Below are 17331 nucleotides of genomic sequence, written 5' to 3'. Positions count from 1 at the left end.
AATTGCCGTGTTAAACCGTTATCCTTTGTGGAAGTACGTCATGCTGATCGTGGTGATTGTCATCGGTCTGCTGTATGCGCTTCCCAACCTGTTTGGTGAGGATCCGGCTGTTCAGATCACTGGTGCGCGCGGAGTCGCCGCCAGTGAGCAAACGCTGATCCAGGTCCAGAAAACGTTACAAGAAGAAAAAATAACTGCTAAGTCTGTGGCACTGGAAGAGGGCGCTATTCTTGCGCGCTTCGACTCCACTGACACCCAACTGCGCGCTCGTGAAGCATTAATGGGCGTTATGGGTGACAAATACGTCGTGGCGCTTAACCTTGCCCCGGCAACGCCGCGCTGGCTGGCAGCTATTCACGCTGAGCCGATGAAGCTCGGTCTTGACCTGCGTGGCGGCGTTCACTTCCTGATGGAAGTGGATATGGACACCGCGCTTGGCAAGCTCCAGGAACAAAATATCGATAGCCTGCGCAGCGACCTGCGCGAAAAAGGCATCCCGTATACCACCGTTCGTAAAGAAAACAACTACGGCCTGAGCATCACCTTCCGTGACTCTAATGCGCGTGATGAAGCCATTGCGTATCTGAGCAAGCGTCATCCTGATCTGGTGATTAGCAGTCAGGGCAGCAACCAGCTGCGTGCGGTAATGAGCGATGCACGTCTGAGCGAAGCGCGTGAATATGCGGTGCAGCAGAACATCAATATTCTGCGTAACCGTGTAAACCAGCTTGGTGTTGCTGAGCCTGTGGTACAGCGCCAGGGCGCTGACCGTATCGTTGTTGAACTGCCGGGTATCCAGGATACCGCTCGCGCGAAAGAGATTCTGGGCGCGACGGCAACGCTGGAATTCCGTCTGGTAAACACCAACGTTGACCAGGCCGCTGCTGCGTCTGGCCGCGTACCGGGTGACTCTGAAGTGAAACAGACCCGCGAAGGTCAGCCGGTTGTGCTGTACAAACGCGTGATCCTGACCGGTGACCATATCACCGACTCCACTTCCAGCCAGGACGAATACAACCAACCGCAGGTTAACATCTCGCTCGACAGCGCAGGTGGCAACATCATGTCTAACTTCACTAAGGACAACATCGGTAAACCGATGGCGACCCTGTTTGTGGAGTACAAAGACAGCGGTAAGAAAGACGCAAACGGTCGTGCTGTACTGGTTAAGCAGGAAGAGGTGATTAACATCGCTAATATCCAGTCTCGTCTGGGTAACAGCTTCCGTATCACTGGCATCAACAACCCGAACGAAGCCCGTCAGCTGTCACTGCTGCTGCGTGCTGGTGCACTGATCGCGCCAATTCAGATTGTTGAAGAACGTACCATTGGCCCGACTCTGGGTATGCAGAACATTGAACAGGGGCTGGAAGCGTGTCTCGCTGGTCTGCTGGTTTCTATTCTGTTCATGATCCTCTTCTATAAGAAGTTTGGTCTGATTGCGACCAGTGCTCTGGTTGCCAACCTGATCTTGATCGTCGGTATTATGTCACTGTTGCCAGGTGCAACGCTGAGTATGCCAGGTATCGCGGGTATCGTCTTAACCCTTGCGGTGGCGGTCGATGCGAACGTACTGATCAACGAACGTATTAAAGAAGAGTTGAGCAACGGGCGTACTGTTCAGCAGGCAATTGATGAAGGTTATCGCGGTGCATTCAGTTCCATCTTCGATGCGAACATCACCACTTTGATCAAAGTCATCATCCTGTACGCAGTGGGAACCGGGGCAATTAAAGGGTTCGCGATTACTACCGGTATCGGTGTGGCAACGTCGATGTTTACCGCGATTGTTGGTACGCGTGCCATCGTAAACCTGCTATATGGCGGCAAGCGCGTCAAGAAGCTGTCAATCTGAGGAGTGCGATGTGGCACAGGAATATACTGTTGAACAACTAAACCACGGCCGTAAAGTCTATGACTTTATGCGCTGGGACTACTGGGCTTTTGGCATCTCTGGTCTGCTGTTAATCGCCGCTATCGTCATTATGGGCGTGCGAGGCTTTAACTGGGGGCTGGATTTCACCGGTGGTACGGTTATCGAAATTACGCTCGAAAAACCGGCTGAAATTGACGTAATGCGTGATGCATTGCAAAAAGCCGGTTTTGAAGAGCCGATGCTGCAAAACTTCGGTAGCAGCCACGACATCATGGTCCGTATGCCGCCTGCTGAAGGCGAAACGGGCGGTCAGGTGCTGGGCAGCCAGGTTCTGAAGGTGATTAACGAATCCACCAATCAGAACGCGGCGGTGAAGCGTATTGAGTTCGTCGGTCCGAGCGTGGGGGCAGACCTCGCGCAAACCGGCGCAATGGCGCTGATGGCGGCGCTGCTGTCTATCCTTGTGTACGTAGGTTTCCGCTTTGAGTGGCGACTGGCGGCAGGGGTCGTTATCGCGCTGGCGCACGACGTTATCATTACGCTGGGTATTTTGTCGTTATTCCATATCGAGATTGACCTGACCATTGTGGCATCGCTGATGTCGGTTATCGGTTACTCGCTTAACGACAGTATCGTGGTATCGGACCGTATTCGTGAAAACTTCCGCAAGATCCGTCGCGGTACACCTTACGAAATCTTTAACGTGTCCTTGACTCAGACGCTGCACCGTACCTTGATCACATCCGGTACTACCTTGATGGTTATCCTGATGCTGTATCTCTTTGGTGGCCCGGTGCTGGAAGGCTTCTCGCTGACTATGCTTATCGGTGTTTCCATCGGTACGGCATCTTCCATCTATGTTGCATCGGCGCTGGCTCTGAAACTGGGCATGAAGCGTGAGCACATGCTGCAGCAGAAAGTGGAAAAAGAAGGGGCGGATCAACCGTCAATTCTGCCGTAAGTGTGTTTTAAAGTAGTTCAGTTAAAAACCGTGGCGTTTTTGCGCTGCGGTTTTTTTTCGGTTATTGCATATTGAACTGAATACAGCTTTGGTTGTAGAAATAGTTCTGACATATACTTTGTATTAATAGTTAATACATGGAGATCGCTTATGCGCAAAATTACCTCAGTAAGCGTTGGCGAACAACTGGATAGTTTCATCACCCGGATGGTCCAGTCTGGTCGTTATGGTTCGGCCAGTGAAGTGATGCGTTCGGCGCTTCGTCTATTGGAACAACAAGAATCCAGGGATGAGGCTGTCAGAAATGCTGTTATTGAAGGTCTTGAGAGCGGTGAAAGTTCGATGACGCTTCGTGATATCGCAGCAGAAAGGAAGCAAAAACATCGTGTATAAGCTTAGCGGAAAAGCTGTTGAAGATTTCAGAGGGATCTATGACTACACGCTGGGAAAGTTTGGTGAGGAGCAGGCGGATCGCTATACCGACTCTCTTGGCATTTTTCTGGATACACTCTCTCAAATGCCTGAGATAGGGCAAGACTATGATGCGGTTCCAGAGGTAAAGAAGATCGCATTTAGGTTTCACACTGTTTATTACGTTATAAGAGTAGATGACATTCTCATTGCGCGTATTCTTCATCAGCAGATGGAACCTCGCCGTCACTGGTAATGTTAGAATTTCTTTACTCAGGATTGCGAAAATCTCCCCATCTTGGGAAACTGCGCGTAACCCTACATTTTATCCAGGTAACTTTTCATGGCTATCATCCCAAAAAACTATGCGCGGTTAGAAAGCGGTTATCGCGAAAAAGCATTAAAACTCTATCCGTGGGTGTGCGGTCGTTGTTCCCGCGAATTTGTCTATTCCAACCTGCGTGAACTTACCGTTCACCACATTGATCACGACCATACCAATAACCCGGAAGATGGTAGTAACTGGGAATTGTTGTGTCTGTATTGCCACGATCATGAGCATTCGAAATATACCGAAGCGGATCAGTATGGTACGACGGTTATCGCAGGTGAAGATGCGCAGAAAGATGTTGGTGAAGCGAAATATAATCCGTTCGCTGATTTAAAAGCGATGATGAATAAGAAAAAGTGATAAAAAATGCCGGATGTTGCATCCGGCATTTCAACTATTAGAAGTTGTAACCTACCACCAGGTAACCACCCCAGCCGGTAGAGCGAACGTTGAAGTTGCCGTTACCAAAGTTCAGCTCTGCATCGTCGTTCCACTGACCACCGTCGTGCCAGTAACGAGCAACGACAGAGTAGTGCCAGTGATCGTAGTTCAGAGCCAGAATATGGCTGGAAGCGATAGAGTTATTGGTACGCGTCTTAATACCGTTGATTGCGTTACCGCTGTCATCACCCAGATCGGAACCCCAGTCGAAGTTGGTGAAGCCGATGTAGCTCAGCTGACCGCCCCACAGATCGGTAATCGGCACAAAGTATTTAATTTTGAAACGGTAACCATCCCACTCGTTTTCGTTCGCTGCGCCGTAGTTCTGCCACTGGTATTTCGCATACACGTTCATGGACAGGCTCATCGGCAGGCCAGTGTCGATGTCCGTACCCAGACCCATGTACCAGGTGCTCTGGCGACCATCTTTATTACGACCCATGTCGTAAATGTAGTTGTTCGCGAAGTACCACTCTTTGAACGGACCGAAGCTAAGGTCAGTATTGGTCAGCTTGTCGATGGAGAAACGCGGTTCGATTTCCATAAACAGCGGAGAACCGTGGTTCCAGATACCTTTTGCATCGGAGTTACCGCCGAAGAATACCGGCGCATCCGCATAACCATAGAAGTCGAACCAGTCTTTTTTAGCGAATGCTTCGTACTCGAGGTAGGTATCGTTGCGGATCTGCGGTCCGAAACGGGTGTGATAACTTCCGACAACGTTAACGCTCTGGTGCCACCAGTCGGAGAGATACTGCGGTTTGTCGTTTTCAGCTGCGTTGACAGTAAAAGACGAAGAGAGCGCCAGTACCGCACCGGCTGCCAGTAATGTTTTTTTCATATGTATGCCACTGTTTAAAAATCCCTTGCGGGAGTGAAAAAGGCGCAAATTGCGTTTCTAAATATTACGTATACAGAGGAGCCTATTATAAAAATCATTGCTCACAAAAATATGTTGCGTTTCACAGTTCTATCATTTACGTAATCGATTGCGTTCACGTTTACACATATTCGGGCGGGGATTGTACTGACTTTCACCCTTGTTGCAAACTTTTACTATCAATCCGGGTGATGTAAGCGGAGTAACAAAATAATGGGGGAAGATGTTGCGAGACGCACAAAACGCCCCGCCAAACGTTTATTGCATAACAGGCTGAATGTCGTGAATGCGTACAAAGCCTAATTGTTCAGGCGTGATGCCATTTAACTGTAGCGGGATGTCAACATCGCTGGGCGCGAGGAGACTTGCCGGTGCGTTAATCAATTGATTCTGCACATTGATTTCCTGAAAGTTATCTATTGTTCCCTGAATTTGCCCATATTCAACGGTTCCGCTGAATGCGGGTAAAGGGTCATTGGATTCGCCCTGAATCCGTAAGGTCAGCGTAGTGCCATCTGCATTTGGCGCAATATTCATAAGCGACATTCGTAAGGTGCCGATCTGACTTTCCAGACGTGCGGCTGTTTTCGAGCCCGGCAGAAGGTAAACCCCACTGCTGGATTTTTCATTCAGCCTGTTTTGCTGAGTGATTTTGACGGTTTCTTTATTGAGCTGCGTCATCTCTTTATTCAGCGTGCTGACGCTGTGTTTCATCTGGCGTACTTCACTTTGCTGTACACAGGCGCTTAAGCTGAACAGGCTTCCCAGCAGGAGTAGTCGAATAACTTTAGTGTTTATAGGTCGTCCCTTTCTTGTCGCAATTAGCTTAATAGTAGAGCGTAAAAACAGCGAAAACATCGATCCTTTGTCTCAAAAGCGTTGCGCCTTTGTTGTATCGTCAGTTCAGGGTAAAATAGGTTTCTGTTAACCACCTGGTCAGGACGCCGTATGCATTGCCCATTCTGTTTCGCCGTGGACACTAAGGTTATTGACTCTCGTCTCGTGGGCGAGGGTTCATCCGTACGCCGCCGTCGGCAGTGTCTGGTGTGTAATGAACGTTTCACCACTTTTGAGGTGGCGGAACTGGTTATGCCGCGCGTTGTAAAAAGCAACGACGTGCGCGAACCGTTTAATGAAGAGAAATTGCGCAGCGGAATGCTGCGGGCGCTGGAAAAACGTCCGGTAAGTTCCGACGACGTCGAAATGGCGATCAACCATATAAAGTCACAGCTCCGCGCCACCGGTGAGCGTGAAGTGCCGAGCAAGATGATTGGCAATCTGGTGATGGAACAATTGAAAAAACTCGATAAAGTCGCCTATATCCGTTTTGCCTCTGTCTATCGCAGTTTCGAAGATATCAAAGAATTTGGCGAAGAGATCGCGCGCCTGGAGGATTAAACCGTGCAGGACGAGTATTACATGGCGCGGGCGCTAAAGCTGGCGCAACGAGGACGTTTCACTACTCACCCAAACCCAAATGTTGGGTGTGTCATTGTGAAAGATGGCGAAATTGTCGGCGAAGGTTACCATCACCGTGCGGGTGAACCACATGCCGAAGTACACGCGTTGCGTATGGCGGGTGAAAAAGCCAAAGGTGCGACCGCCTATGTCACTCTCGAACCTTGCAGTCATCATGGTCGAACGCCGCCGTGCTGTGACGCACTCATCGCCGCTGGCGTAGCGCGCGTGGTCGCTGCGATGCAGGATCCGAACCCGCAGGTCGCCGGACGTGGACTTTACCGCCTGCAACAGGCTGGCATTGACGTCAGCCACGGTCTGATGATGAGTGAAGCCGAGCAATTGAATAAAGGCTTTCTTAAACGAATGCGCACCGGCTTTCCTTATATCCAGTTAAAACTTGGCGCATCGCTTGATGGTCGTACGGCGATGGCGAGCGGTGAGAGTCAGTGGATCACTTCCCCCCAGGCGCGGCGTGATGTTCAACGTCTGCGTGCGCAAAGTCATGCCATTTTAACCAGCAGCGCCACGGTGCTGGCGGACGATCCGGCCTTAACGGTGCGTTGGTCTGAACTGGATGAACAAACTCAGGCGCTCTATTCGCAAGAAAATCTGCGCCAGCCGGTGCGCGTCGTCATTGACAGTGATAATCGCGTGACGCCAGAACACCGCATTGTGCAACAGCCGGGCGAGACCTGGTTTGCCCGAACGCAGGATGACACCCGCGAGTGGCCGGAAACAGTGCGCACCTTGCTGATCCCGGAACATAACGGGCATCTGGATTTGGTTGTGCTGATGATGCAACTGGGCAAGCAACAAATTAATAGTGTGTGGGTAGAGGCGGGGCCAACGCTCGCTGGCGCACTGCTACAGGCCGGTTTAGTCGATGAGCTGATTGTCTATATCGCACCTAAACTTTTAGGTAGCGACGCCCGTGGATTATGTACGCTGCCGGGGCTTGAGAAGTTAGCCGACGCCCCCCAATTTAAATTCAAAGAGATACGTCATGTAGGCCCGGATGTTTGCCTGCATTTAGTGGGTGCATGATCTCCCGGCTCGAAAGGGAAGCAGCGCACGAAATATTATGCTAAAATCCGCCCCCCTGCGGGGCCATAACTCGAACCCGAAGGAAAAAAATGAACATTATTGAAGCTAACGTTGCTACCCCGGACGCTCGCGTCGCCATCACCATTGCGCGTTTCAACAACTTTATCAATGACAGCCTGCTGGAAGGTGCGATTGACGCACTGAAACGTATTGGTCAGGTAAAAGATGAAAATATTACCGTTGTTTGGGTGCCAGGTGCTTATGAGCTGCCGCTGGCGGCAGGCGCACTGGCTAAAACCGGTAAATACGACGCGGTGATTGCGCTGGGTACGGTTATTCGTGGTGGCACTGCCCACTTTGAATACGTCGCTGGTGGTGCAAGCAACGGCCTGGCACATGTTGCCCAGGACAGCGAAATTCCGGTTGCTTTTGGTGTGCTGACCACCGAAAGCATTGAACAAGCGATCGAACGTGCTGGCACCAAAGCTGGTAACAAAGGTGCAGAAGCTGCACTGACCGCGCTTGAAATGATTAATGTATTGAAAGCCATCAAGGCCTGAAATTAGTAAGGGGAAATCCGTGAAACCTGCTGCTCGTCGCCGCGCTCGTGAGTGTGCCGTCCAGGCGCTCTACTCCTGGCAGTTGTCCCAGAACGACATCGCTGATGTTGAATACCAGTTCCTGGCTGAACAGGATGTAAAAGACGTTGACGTCCTGTACTTCCGTGAGCTGCTGGCCGGGGTGGCGACTAACACCGCATACCTCGACGGACTGATGAAGCCATACCTGTCCCGCCTGCTGGAAGAACTGGGCCAGGTAGAAAAAGCAGTGCTGCGCATTGCGCTGTACGAGCTGTCTAAACGTAGCGATGTGCCGTATAAAGTGGCCATTAACGAAGCGATCGAACTGGCAAAATCGTTCGGCGCAGAAGACAGCCATAAGTTCGTCAACGGCGTACTCGATAAAGCAGCACCTGTGATTCGCCCTAACAAAAAGTGATATCCAGGCCGGCAGAGTAACGGAAAGCATTTCCGCACTCTCCGGCCTTTTCTTTTTTACCTGCTGAGGCATAACGTATGGCATGTGGCGAGTTCTCCCTGATTGCCCGTTATTTTGACCGTGTAAGAAGCTCTCGTCTTGATGTCGAACTTGGCATCGGTGACGATTGTGCACTTCTCAATATCCCCGAGAAACAGACCCTGGCGATCAGCACCGATACGCTGGTGGCGGGCAATCACTTCCTCCCTGATATCGATCCTGCGGATCTGGCATATAAAGCACTGGCGGTAAACTTAAGCGATCTGGCGGCGATGGGTGCCGATCCGGCCTGGCTGACGCTGGCATTGACTTTACCGAACGTAGACGAAGCGTGGCTTGAATCTTTCAGCGACAGTCTTTTCGAGCTGCTTAATTATTACGATATGCAACTCATTGGCGGCGATACCACGCGTGGACCGCTATCAATGACGTTGGGTATCCACGGCTTTGTTCCGATGGGACGAGCCTTAACTCGCTCTGGGGCGAAACCGGGTGACTGGATCTATGTGACCGGTACACCGGGCGATAGCGCCGCCGGACTGGCGATTTTGCAAAACCGTTTGCAGGTTGCCGATGCTAAAGATGCTGACTACTTGATCAAACGTCATCTCCGTCCATCGCCGCGTATTTTACAGGGGCAGGCACTGCGCGATCTGGCGAGTTCAGCCATCGATCTCTCTGACGGTCTGATCTCCGACCTCGGGCATATCGTGAAAGCCAGCGACTGCGGCGCACGCATTGACCTGACATTGTTGCCATTCTCTGACGCACTTTCACGTCACGTCGAACCGGAACAGGCGCTGCGTTGGGCGCTGTCTGGCGGTGAAGATTACGAGTTGTGTTTCACTGTACCGGAACTTAACCGAGGCGCGCTGGATGTGGCTTTGGGACATCTTGGCGTACCGTTTACCTGTATCGGGCAAATGACCGCCGATATCGAAGGGCTTTGCTTTGTTCGTGACGGCGAACCTGTCACGTTAGACTGGAAAGGATATGACCATTTTGCCACGCCATAAAGATGTCGCGAAAAGTCGCCTGAAAATGAGTAACCCATGGCACTTATTGGCTACGGGGTTCGGGAGTGGGTTAAGTCCGATTGTCCCTGGTACGATGGGCTCGCTGGCGGCGATTCCATTCTGGTATCTGATGACCTTTTTGCCCTGGCAGCTTTATTCGCTGGTGGTGATGCTGGGGATCTGTATCGGCGTCTATCTTTGCCATCAGACGGCGAAAGATATGGGCGTGCACGATCACGGCAGCATTGTCTGGGACGAATTTATCGGCATGTGGATCACCCTGATGGCGCTGCCGACCAATGACTGGCAGTGGGTTGCCGCCGGGTTTGTGATTTTCCGTATTCTGGATATGTGGAAACCGTGGCCGATCCGCTGGTTTGATCGCAATGTGCATGGTGGCATGGGGATCATGATCGATGATATTGTCGCTGGGGTGATTTCCGCTGGAATACTCTATTTTATCGGTCATCACTGGCCGCTGGGTATTCTGTCGTAGGCCGAATAAGGCGTTCACGCCGCATCCGGCGGTTGCGCACCGATGCCTGATACGACGCTTGTTGCGTCTTATCAGGCCTGGATTTCTATTTAAATCCCACCACCAGATGCGGTTTATACGGCGTTTCCAGTTCGGCAATTTGTTCCGGCTTCAGGGTGATATCCACCGCGTTCAGCAGCTCATCAAGCTGTTCTTCCCGCGACGTACCAATAATCGGTGCGGCAATGCCCGGTTTGCTCAATAACCACGCCAGAGCCACTTGTGCCCGCGTAGCACCCAATTCTTCACTCACGCCCGTTAATCGTTCTGCAATCTGCGCGTCATTTTCGTCGCTTTCATTGTAGAGATTTTTTCCTACTTCATCGGAAACCAGTCGTGCAGTGGTTTCTCCCCACGGACGTGTCAGACGACCCCGCGCCAGCGGGCTCCACGGGATCACCGCGACGCCCTCCTGATAACATAGCGGCAGCATCTCGCGTTCTTCTTCGCGATAAATCAGATTGTAGTGATCCTGCATACTGACAAACTGCGCCCAGCCGTGCTGTTTTTGCAGTTCCAGCGCCTGAGCAAACTGCGAGGCGTGCATCGATGAAGCGCCGATATAACGCGCTTTCCCGGCTTTTACCACGTCATTCAGGGCTTCAAGCGTCTCTTCGATCGGCGTGTTGTAATCCCAGCGATGAATTTGCAGGATATCGACATAATCCATACCGAGACGACGCAGGCTGTCGTCAATAGAGCGCAAAATTTGTGCGCGGGATAATCCTTCTGGTAAATCACCAACGCGATGGAATACTTTGGTGGCAACGACCACATCTTCACGGCGGGCGAAGTCCCGCAATGCGCGACCGACGATCTCTTCGCTGCTGCCGTCAGAATAACTGTTGGCGGTATCAAAGAAATTTATGCCGCCTTCCAGCGCCCGTTTGATGATTGGACGGCTGCTCTCTTCCGGCAGTGTCCATGCGTGGTTACCGCGATCTGGCTCGCCAAAGGTCATACAGCCGAGGCAAAGTCGGGAAACGCGAAGGTCGGTTTTTCCTAAGGGGTTGTATTGCATGTTGCCACTCCTGCCATGAATAATCTTTTAAGCATAGCAGGAGTGGAGTAGGGATTATGCCAGCCAGGCCTTGATTTTGGCTTCCATACCGGCGGCATCGAGGCCGAGTTCGGCGCGCATTTCTTCCTGAGTTCCTTGTGGAATAAAGAAATCCGGCAGGCCAATGTTCAGTACCGGCACCGGTTTACGATGAGCCATCAGCACTTCGTTCACGCCACTGCCCGCGCCGCCCATAATGGCGTTTTCTTCAACGGTGACCAGCGCCTCATGGCTGGCGGCCATTTCCAGAATTAACGCTTCATCAAGCGGCTTAACAAAACGCATATCAACTAGCGTAGCGTTCAGCGATTCGGCGACTTTCGCCGCTTCCGGCATCAGCGTACCAAAGTTAAGGATCGCTAGCTTCTCACCGCGACGCTTCACAATACCTTTGCCAATCGGCAGTTTTTCCAGCGGCGTCAGCTCCACGCCGACGGCATTGCCGCGCGGGTAGCGTACCGCTGACGGGCCGTCGTTATAGTGATAGCCGGTATAAAGCATCTGGCGACATTCGTTTTCATCGCTCGGGGTCATAATGACCATTTCCGGAATACAGCGCAGATAAGAGAGATCAAAAGCGCCCTGGTGGGTCTGACCATCAGCACCAACAATGCCCGCACGGTCGATGGCGAACAGGACCGGAAGCTTTTGAATTGCCACGTCATGCAGTACCTGATCGTAGGCGCGTTGCAGGAAAGTGGAGTAGATCGCCACGATTGGTTTGTACCCACCAATCGCCAGACCCGCAGCAAAGGTCACTGCGTGTTGCTCGGCAATTGCCACGTCGAAGTAGCGATCCGGGAATTTACGAGAGAACTCGACCATGCCGGAACCTTCACGCATCGCCGGAGTAATCGCCATCAGCTTGTTATCTTTCGCTGCGGTTTCGCACAACCAGTCGCCAAAGATTTTTGAATAGCTCGGCAAACCACCGCTACTTTTCGGCAAACAACCACTGGAAGGATCAAATTTAGGCACGGCGTGGAAGGTGATTGGGTCTTTTTCTGCCGGTTCATAACCACGACCTTTTTTGGTCATGATATGCAGGAACTGCGGACCTTTCAGATCGCGCATGTTCTTAAGCGTGGTGATAAGCCCCAGCACATCGTGACCGTCAACCGGGCCGATGTAGTTAAAGCCCAGCTCTTCAAACAACGTGCCAGGCACTACCATGCCTTTAATATGTTCTTCGGTGCGTTTGAGCAGCTCTTTAATTGGCGGCACGCCAGAGAAAACTTTTTTCCCGCCTTCGCGCAGTGAAGAGTAAAGCTTACCGGAAAGCAGCTGTGCCAGATGGTTGTTGAGCGCGCCGACATTTTCGGAAATCGACATTTCATTGTCGTTGAGGACTACCAGCATATCAGGACGGATATCGCCCGCATGGTTCATCGCTTCAAACGCCATGCCAGCGGTAATCGCGCCATCGCCAATTACACAGACGGTGCGGCGATTTTTGCCTTCTTTCTCAGCAGCAACCGCAATACCAATGCCGGCACTGATGGAGGTTGATGAATGCCCGACGCTTAATACGTCATATTCGCTTTCACCGCGCCACGGGAACGGGTGCAGACCACCTTTCTGACGGATGGTGCCGATTTTGTCGCGGCGTCCGGTCAAAATTTTATGCGGATAAGCCTGATGTCCCACATCCCAAATCAATTGGTCAAACGGGGTGTTGTAGACATAGTGCAGCGCCACGGTCAGTTCGACCGTGCCCAGCCCGGAGGCGAAGTGCCCGCTGGAACGGCTCACGCTGTCGAGTAAATAGCGGCGCAGTTCGTCGCAGAGTTTCGGTAAACTCTCTTTTGGCAACAGTCGTAACTCCTGGGTGGAGTCGACCAGTGCCAGGGTCGGGTATTTGGCAATATCAAAACTCATCAGGGGCCTATTAATACTTATTGTTTATTTATTACGCTGGATGATGTAGTCCGCTAGCGCTTCCAGTGCCGAGGTATCGAGTGACTGTTCAGCCAGTTGTTTCAGCGACTGGCGGGCATCGTCGATCAGATCCCGGGCTTTCTTCCGGGCTTGCTCAAGACCCAGAAGTGCAGGGTAGGTGCTTTTACCAAGTTGCTGGTCGGCACCCTGGCGTTTTCCCAACGTTGCAGTATCTCCCACCACATCCAGGATGTCATCCTGAACCTGGAAGGCAAGGCCGATGCTTTCTGCATACTTGTCGAGTACTGGCAGTGCATTTCGTCCTTTATCTCCGGCGCTTAATGCACCAAGGCGAACGGCGGCGCGAATCAATGCGCCGGTTTTATGGCGATGAATACGCTCGAGTGCGTCCAGAGGTACGTGTTTGCCCTCCGCGTCTAAATCTAATGCCTGACCGCCGCACATACCGGCAATACCGCTAGCGTTCGCCAGTTCAGAAATCATCGCAATTCTGTCGCGATCTGACACTTCCGGCATATCGGCATCGCTTAAAATCGAGAACGCCAGCGTTTGTAAAGCATCGCCAGCGAGAATCGCGTTCGCTTCGCCAAATTTCACATGGCAGGTCGGCAATCCGCGACGCAGATCGTCATCATCCATTGCCGGTAAATCATCATGAATTAATGAGTAAGCGTGGATACACTCTACGGCGGCAGCGGGTGCGTCTAACGTGCTCATGCTAACGCCGAGCATTTGACCAGTAGCATAAACCAGGAAAGGTCGCAGGCGCTTACCACCTAATAATGCGCCATACTGCATGGTTTCTACCACGGGAGTGTTCTGAAAGGGCAGTGGGGCGATAAAACGGCTCAGCGCCTGGTTGGCCTGCTTAACACAGGCTTCGAGTTGCTGCGGAAAGTCCATTACTCATTGTCCGGTGTAAAAGGTGTAAGAGAGGCGTCTTCGTTGTCAGACAGCAGGATTTGTACGCGCTGTTCGGCTTGTTGTAATTTGGCCTGCCCTTGACGTGCCAGCTGCACGCCACGTTCGAACTCGTTCAGTGCCTCTTCCAGCGGCAGGTCGCCACTTTCCAGACGGGTCACAATCTGTTCCAGCTCGCTTAGCGCCTTTTCAAAGCTGGCGGGCGCCTCATTTTTCTTCGGCATAATGAATGTCTGACTCTCAATATTTTACGCCCCGCCATGGTAACGGACTCAGGGCAAATAGCAAATAACGCGCAATGGTAAGGTGATGTGCGCAGCAAAGCGATGTTAGTGGTATACTTCCGCGCCTGGATGCAGCCGCAGGTGTGGGCTGCTGTATTTTTCCCTATACAAGTCGCTTAAGGCTTGCCAACGAACCATTGCCGCCATGAAGTTTATCATTAAATTGTTCCCGGAAATCACCATCAAAAGCCAATCTGTGCGCTTGCGCTTTATAAAAATCCTTACCGGGAACATTCGTAACGTTTTAAAGCACTATGATGAGACGCTCGCTGTCGTCCGCCACTGGGATAACATCGAAGTTCGCGCGAAAGATGAAAACCAGCGTCTGACTATTCGCGACGCCCTGACCCGTATTCCTGGTATCCACCATATTCTCGAAGTCGAAGACGTGCCGTTTACCGACATGCACGATATTTTCGAGAAAGCGTTGGTTCAGTATCGCGATCAGCTGGAAGGCAAAACCTTCTGCGTGCGCGTGAAGCGCCGCGGTAAGCATGATTTTAGCTCGATTGATGTAGAACGTTACGTCGGTGGCGGTTTGAATCAACATATTGAATCCGCACGCGTGAAGCTGACCAATCCGGATGTGACTGTCCATCTGGAAGTGGAAGACGATCGTCTCCTGCTGATTAAAGGCCGCTACGAAGGTATTGGCGGTTTCCCGATCGGCACCCAGGAAGATGTGCTGTCGCTCATTTCCGGTGGTTTCGACTCCGGTGTTTCCAGTTATATGTTGATGCGTCGCGGCTGCCGCGTGCATTACTGCTTCTTTAACCTTGGCGGCGCGGCGCATGAAATTGGCGTGCGTCAGGTGGCGCATTATCTGTGGAACCGCTTTGGCAGCTCCCACCGCGTGCGTTTTGTCGCTATTAATTTCGAACCGGTCGTCGGGGAAATTCTCGAGAAAATCGACGACGGTCAGATGGGCGTTATCCTCAAACGTATGATGGTACGTGCCGCGTCTAAAGTGGCTGAACGTTACGGCGTACAGGCGCTGGTCACCGGCGAAGCACTGGGCCAGGTGTCCAGCCAGACCCTGACCAATCTGCGTTTAATTGATAATGTCTCCGATACGCTGATCCTGCGTCCGCTGATCTCTTACGACAAAGAGCACATCATCAACCTGGCTCGCCAGATTGGCACCGAAGACTTTGCTCGCACGATGCCGGAATATTGTGGCGTGATCTCCAAAAGCCCGACGGTGAAAGCGGTTAAATCGAAGATTGAAGCGGAAGAAGAGAAGTTCGATTTCAGCATTCTCGATAAAGTGGTTGAGGAAGCGAATAACGTTGATATCCGCGAAATCGCCCAGCAGACCGAGCAGGAAGTGGTGGAAGTGGAAACCGTCAATGGCTTCGGCCCGAACGACGTGATCCTCGATATCCGTTCTATCGATGAACAGGAAGATAAACCACTGAAAGTCGAAGGGATTGATGTGGTTTCTCTACCGTTCTATAAACTGAGCACCAAATTTGGCGATCTCGACCAGAACAAAACCTGGCTATTGTGGTGTGAGCGTGGGGTGATGAGCCGCCTGCAGGCGCTCTATCTGCGCGAACAGGGCTTTAACAATGTGAAAGTGTATCGCCCGTAATTTGTAGTTTTAACGTCGCATCTGGTCAGATGCGACGCTTACCGCATCCGACACTACTCGTAATAATTATAAATCCCTGCCGCCATCACCAGTTGTGATGCCACTTCATGGGCTTTCTCGCGCCCAACCAGCAGGTCGATAATTTTCAGACCAAAATCAATAGCCGTACCCGTCCCCTGGCTGGTCAGCAATTTTACCCGTGCATCCCAGACGACGCGCTTGTCCTGCCATTGTTCAGCGGGAATTTTGTCTTTCAGCGTCGGGAAGCCGGTCATATTGCCAATCGGGAAGATATCGTGCGGCACCAGCACGGTAGCTGGCGTGGCGCAAATAGCGGCAACGATACGCCCGGAACGGTGGAACTGTTTAACAGTTTCGACCAGCAGGGTGCTATCGCGAAAACACTCCGCGCCTTTAATGCCGCCAGGCAGCACGATCACGTCATAATCACCATCCGCCACTTCGACCAGGGGCGCATCTGCCAGCAGCTTTACGCCGCGCGAGCAGGTAATCGCCAGGTTGCCATCGCTGGCGACGCTGGCAGTGGTGACATTAATGCCAGCGCGAACCAGCAGATCGATAGTGGTGACCGCTTCGGTTTCTTCACTACCAGGGGCGAGGCAAACCAGTGCTGATGCGCTCATATTCACTCTCCTTTCTTTTTACCATTTCAAACAGGCGGGTGTTTTCCGGTACAGCAATCCCATGCGCGCGGGCGCGGCGTAAGAGAAAACCATTGATATAGTCGATTTCTGTATGGCGCATTGCGCGGATGTCCTGCAACATTGACGAAATGTTTTCTGCTGTGGCATCAATCACCTGCATCACGTAATCACGTAAATCTTCCGCTGAAGTATGATGCCCTTCGCGTTCGATTACCGCCGCGACTTCTTCGCATATCTGCATAATATCTTGCGGGTGATGACGTAATTCACCGTTCGGGCAATTCCAGATGGCAGTGAGCGGATTAATCACACAGTTTACCGCCAGCTTTCGCCACAGCTCGGCGCGAATATTGTTATGCCAGGCAACGTCAGGCAACACGGTTTGCAAAATATCCGCCAGATAACTGTAATCGCCGTCCTGTTGCCGTGCCGGGCCGATATGTGTGATACCGTTTGCCACGTGAATGATGACATTGCCGTCGCGGCGCGCTGCATGGGTGGTCGTGCCCATCAGTAAAGGTTGCCCGATGTTCTGTAACTCTTCAATGGTGCCCATGCCGTTGTGGATCAGCAAAATTGGCGTGGTTACAGGTAGCGTCGACGCCAGGCTTTTGACGGCATCAGACACCTGCCAGGCTTTCAGCGTCACCAGTAGTAGATCGCTGGTGGCCAGAAAATCAGGATCATTGGCGGTCAGCGATTCGTTAAATATCGAACCGTCTGTCTCCACCAGATTCACGCTACAATAAGGTTGCGGTACACGCAGCCAGCCCTGAACCTCGTGACCCTGTTTGCAAAATGCTGTAAGCCATAATTGCCCTAAGGCACCGCATCCCAATACGGTAATTTTCATTGTTCCTCCTCACCCGCAACCACACCGGGTGTTCAATAAGGCTATCCCTTAATTGTGCATG

At 52.0% G+C, this 17331-nt stretch carries 20 protein-coding genes; 12 read left to right on the top strand and 8 right to left on the bottom strand.

Translation table 11 applies throughout. The features are described 5' to 3' along the window. The first annotated feature begins 7 nt into the window (after positions 1–7). The 5 genes from secD (at position 8) to yajD (ending at position 3939) form a co-directional block, all read left to right on the top strand. Complete coding sequence (secD, locus tag A7589_RS12305; protein WP_000934830.1) at positions 8–1855, top strand: protein translocase subunit SecD; 1848 nt, start codon at positions 8–10, stop codon at positions 1853–1855. Between the two features lie 10 nt (positions 1856–1865). Further along, positions 1866–2837, top strand: coding sequence for a protein translocase subunit SecF (secF, locus tag A7589_RS12300; RefSeq protein WP_000046637.1), 972 nt, complete (start codon positions 1866–1868; stop codon positions 2835–2837). A gap of 150 nt (positions 2838–2987) precedes the next feature. Next, positions 2988–3230 (top strand): type II toxin-antitoxin system ParD family antitoxin, encoded by a 243-nt coding sequence (locus A7589_RS12295; RefSeq protein WP_001226938.1) that lies wholly within the window; start codon positions 2988–2990, stop codon positions 3228–3230. Continuing rightward, positions 3223–3504 carry a type II toxin-antitoxin system RelE/ParE family toxin gene (locus A7589_RS12290; RefSeq protein ID WP_000277486.1) on the top strand — a complete coding sequence of 94 codons (282 nt, stop codon included), beginning with the start codon at positions 3223–3225 and terminating at the stop codon, positions 3502–3504. Before A7589_RS12295 ends, A7589_RS12290 begins: the two co-directional genes overlap by 8 nt. Before the next feature lie 87 nt (positions 3505–3591). Then, on the top strand, positions 3592–3939 hold the full coding sequence (gene yajD / locus A7589_RS12285; protein WP_000974823.1) for an HNH nuclease YajD: 348 nt from the start codon (positions 3592–3594) through the stop codon (positions 3937–3939). Between the two features lie 37 nt (positions 3940–3976). Here yajD and tsx read toward each other — a convergent pair whose 3' ends face one another. Together tsx and A7589_RS12275 are read right to left on the bottom strand one after the other, a co-directional pair. After that, positions 3977–4861: a nucleoside-specific channel-forming protein Tsx gene (gene tsx / locus A7589_RS12280; protein ID WP_001295328.1), complete on the bottom strand. Its 885-nt coding sequence runs from the start codon at positions 4859–4861 to the stop codon at positions 3977–3979. A 297-nt stretch (positions 4862–5158) separates the two neighbouring features. Next, on the bottom strand, positions 5159–5698 hold the full coding sequence (locus tag A7589_RS12275; protein WP_001093515.1) for a SadB/YajI family lipoprotein: 540 nt from the start codon (positions 5696–5698) through the stop codon (positions 5159–5161). Positions 5699–5848: 150 nt separating this feature from the next. On the opposite strand from A7589_RS12275, the gene nrdR reads away from it, so the two are divergent. The 6 genes from nrdR to pgpA all read left to right on the top strand — a co-directional run bounded on the left by nrdR (position 5849) and on the right by pgpA (position 9955). Continuing rightward, a complete protein-coding gene (gene nrdR / locus A7589_RS12270; protein ID WP_000543535.1) occupies positions 5849–6298 on the top strand; it encodes a transcriptional regulator NrdR in 450 nt (149 codons plus the stop codon). A 3-nt stretch (positions 6299–6301) separates the two neighbouring features. Next, positions 6302–7405, top strand: a complete 1104-nt coding sequence (gene ribD, locus A7589_RS12265) for a bifunctional diaminohydroxyphosphoribosylaminopyrimidine deaminase/5-amino-6-(5-phosphoribosylamino)uracil reductase RibD (protein ID WP_001150413.1) — start codon at positions 6302–6304, stop codon at positions 7403–7405. Positions 7406–7494: 89 nt separating this feature from the next. Then, the gene (gene ribH, locus A7589_RS12260; protein ID WP_001021161.1) at positions 7495–7965 is read left to right on the top strand and encodes a 6,7-dimethyl-8-ribityllumazine synthase; all 471 of its coding nucleotides are present in this window, start codon (positions 7495–7497) and stop codon (positions 7963–7965) included. Positions 7966–7984: 19 nt separating this feature from the next. Then, positions 7985–8404, top strand: a complete 420-nt coding sequence (nusB, locus tag A7589_RS12255) for a transcription antitermination factor NusB (RefSeq protein WP_000801125.1) — start codon at positions 7985–7987, stop codon at positions 8402–8404. A gap of 77 nt (positions 8405–8481) precedes the next feature. After that, the gene (thiL, locus tag A7589_RS12250) at positions 8482–9459 is read left to right on the top strand and encodes a thiamine-phosphate kinase (RefSeq protein ID WP_105282601.1); all 978 of its coding nucleotides are present in this window, start codon (positions 8482–8484) and stop codon (positions 9457–9459) included. After that, positions 9437–9955 carry a phosphatidylglycerophosphatase A gene (gene pgpA / locus A7589_RS12245; RefSeq protein ID WP_000154037.1) on the top strand — a complete coding sequence of 173 codons (519 nt, stop codon included), beginning with the start codon at positions 9437–9439 and terminating at the stop codon, positions 9953–9955. The genes thiL and pgpA overlap by 23 nt, the downstream gene beginning before the upstream one ends. An 85-nt stretch (positions 9956–10040) precedes the next feature. On the opposite strand, the gene yajO is transcribed toward pgpA, so the two are convergent. The 4 genes from yajO to xseB are packed head-to-tail and all read right to left on the bottom strand — an operon-like array spanning position 10041 to position 14098. Beyond that, positions 10041–11015 (bottom strand): 1-deoxyxylulose-5-phosphate synthase YajO, encoded by a 975-nt coding sequence (gene yajO, locus A7589_RS12240; RefSeq protein ID WP_001199802.1) that lies wholly within the window; start codon positions 11013–11015, stop codon positions 10041–10043. Between the two features lie 54 nt (positions 11016–11069). Next, positions 11070–12932 carry a 1-deoxy-D-xylulose-5-phosphate synthase gene (dxs, locus tag A7589_RS12235; protein WP_000006815.1) on the bottom strand — a complete coding sequence of 621 codons (1863 nt, stop codon included), beginning with the start codon at positions 12930–12932 and terminating at the stop codon, positions 11070–11072. Positions 12933–12956: 24 nt separating this feature from the next. Continuing rightward, the gene (gene ispA, locus A7589_RS12230) at positions 12957–13856 is read right to left on the bottom strand and encodes a (2E,6E)-farnesyl diphosphate synthase (protein WP_000347246.1); all 900 of its coding nucleotides are present in this window, start codon (positions 13854–13856) and stop codon (positions 12957–12959) included. Next, positions 13856–14098, bottom strand: coding sequence for an exodeoxyribonuclease VII small subunit (gene xseB, locus A7589_RS12225; protein ID WP_001124935.1), 243 nt, complete (start codon positions 14096–14098; stop codon positions 13856–13858). Before xseB ends, ispA begins: the two co-directional genes overlap by 1 nt. 205 nt (positions 14099–14303) lie before the next feature. On the opposite strand from xseB, the gene thiI reads away from it, so the two are divergent. Then, positions 14304–15752 carry a tRNA uracil 4-sulfurtransferase ThiI gene (gene thiI / locus A7589_RS12215; protein WP_000668702.1) on the top strand — a complete coding sequence of 483 codons (1449 nt, stop codon included), beginning with the start codon at positions 14304–14306 and terminating at the stop codon, positions 15750–15752. 53 nt (positions 15753–15805) lie between these two features. On the opposite strand, the gene yajL is transcribed toward thiI, so the two are convergent. Both yajL and panE read right to left on the bottom strand, forming a co-directional pair. Beyond that, positions 15806–16396 carry a protein deglycase YajL gene (yajL, locus tag A7589_RS12210; protein ID WP_001276295.1) on the bottom strand — a complete coding sequence of 197 codons (591 nt, stop codon included), beginning with the start codon at positions 16394–16396 and terminating at the stop codon, positions 15806–15808. Further along, the gene (gene panE / locus A7589_RS12205; RefSeq protein ID WP_000705824.1) at positions 16359–17270 is read right to left on the bottom strand and encodes a 2-dehydropantoate 2-reductase; all 912 of its coding nucleotides are present in this window, start codon (positions 17268–17270) and stop codon (positions 16359–16361) included. The genes yajL and panE overlap by 38 nt, the downstream gene beginning before the upstream one ends. Positions 17271–17331 lie beyond the last annotated feature (61 nt).

Origin of the sequence: Escherichia sp. MOD1-EC6475, from assembly GCF_003046645.1 — a bacterium.
Classification (GTDB): Bacteria; Pseudomonadota; Gammaproteobacteria; order Enterobacterales; family Enterobacteriaceae; genus Escherichia; species Escherichia ruysiae.
The sequence above is the reverse complement of the archived record's forward strand: the minus strand, read 5'-3'. Positions and strand labels throughout refer to the sequence as shown.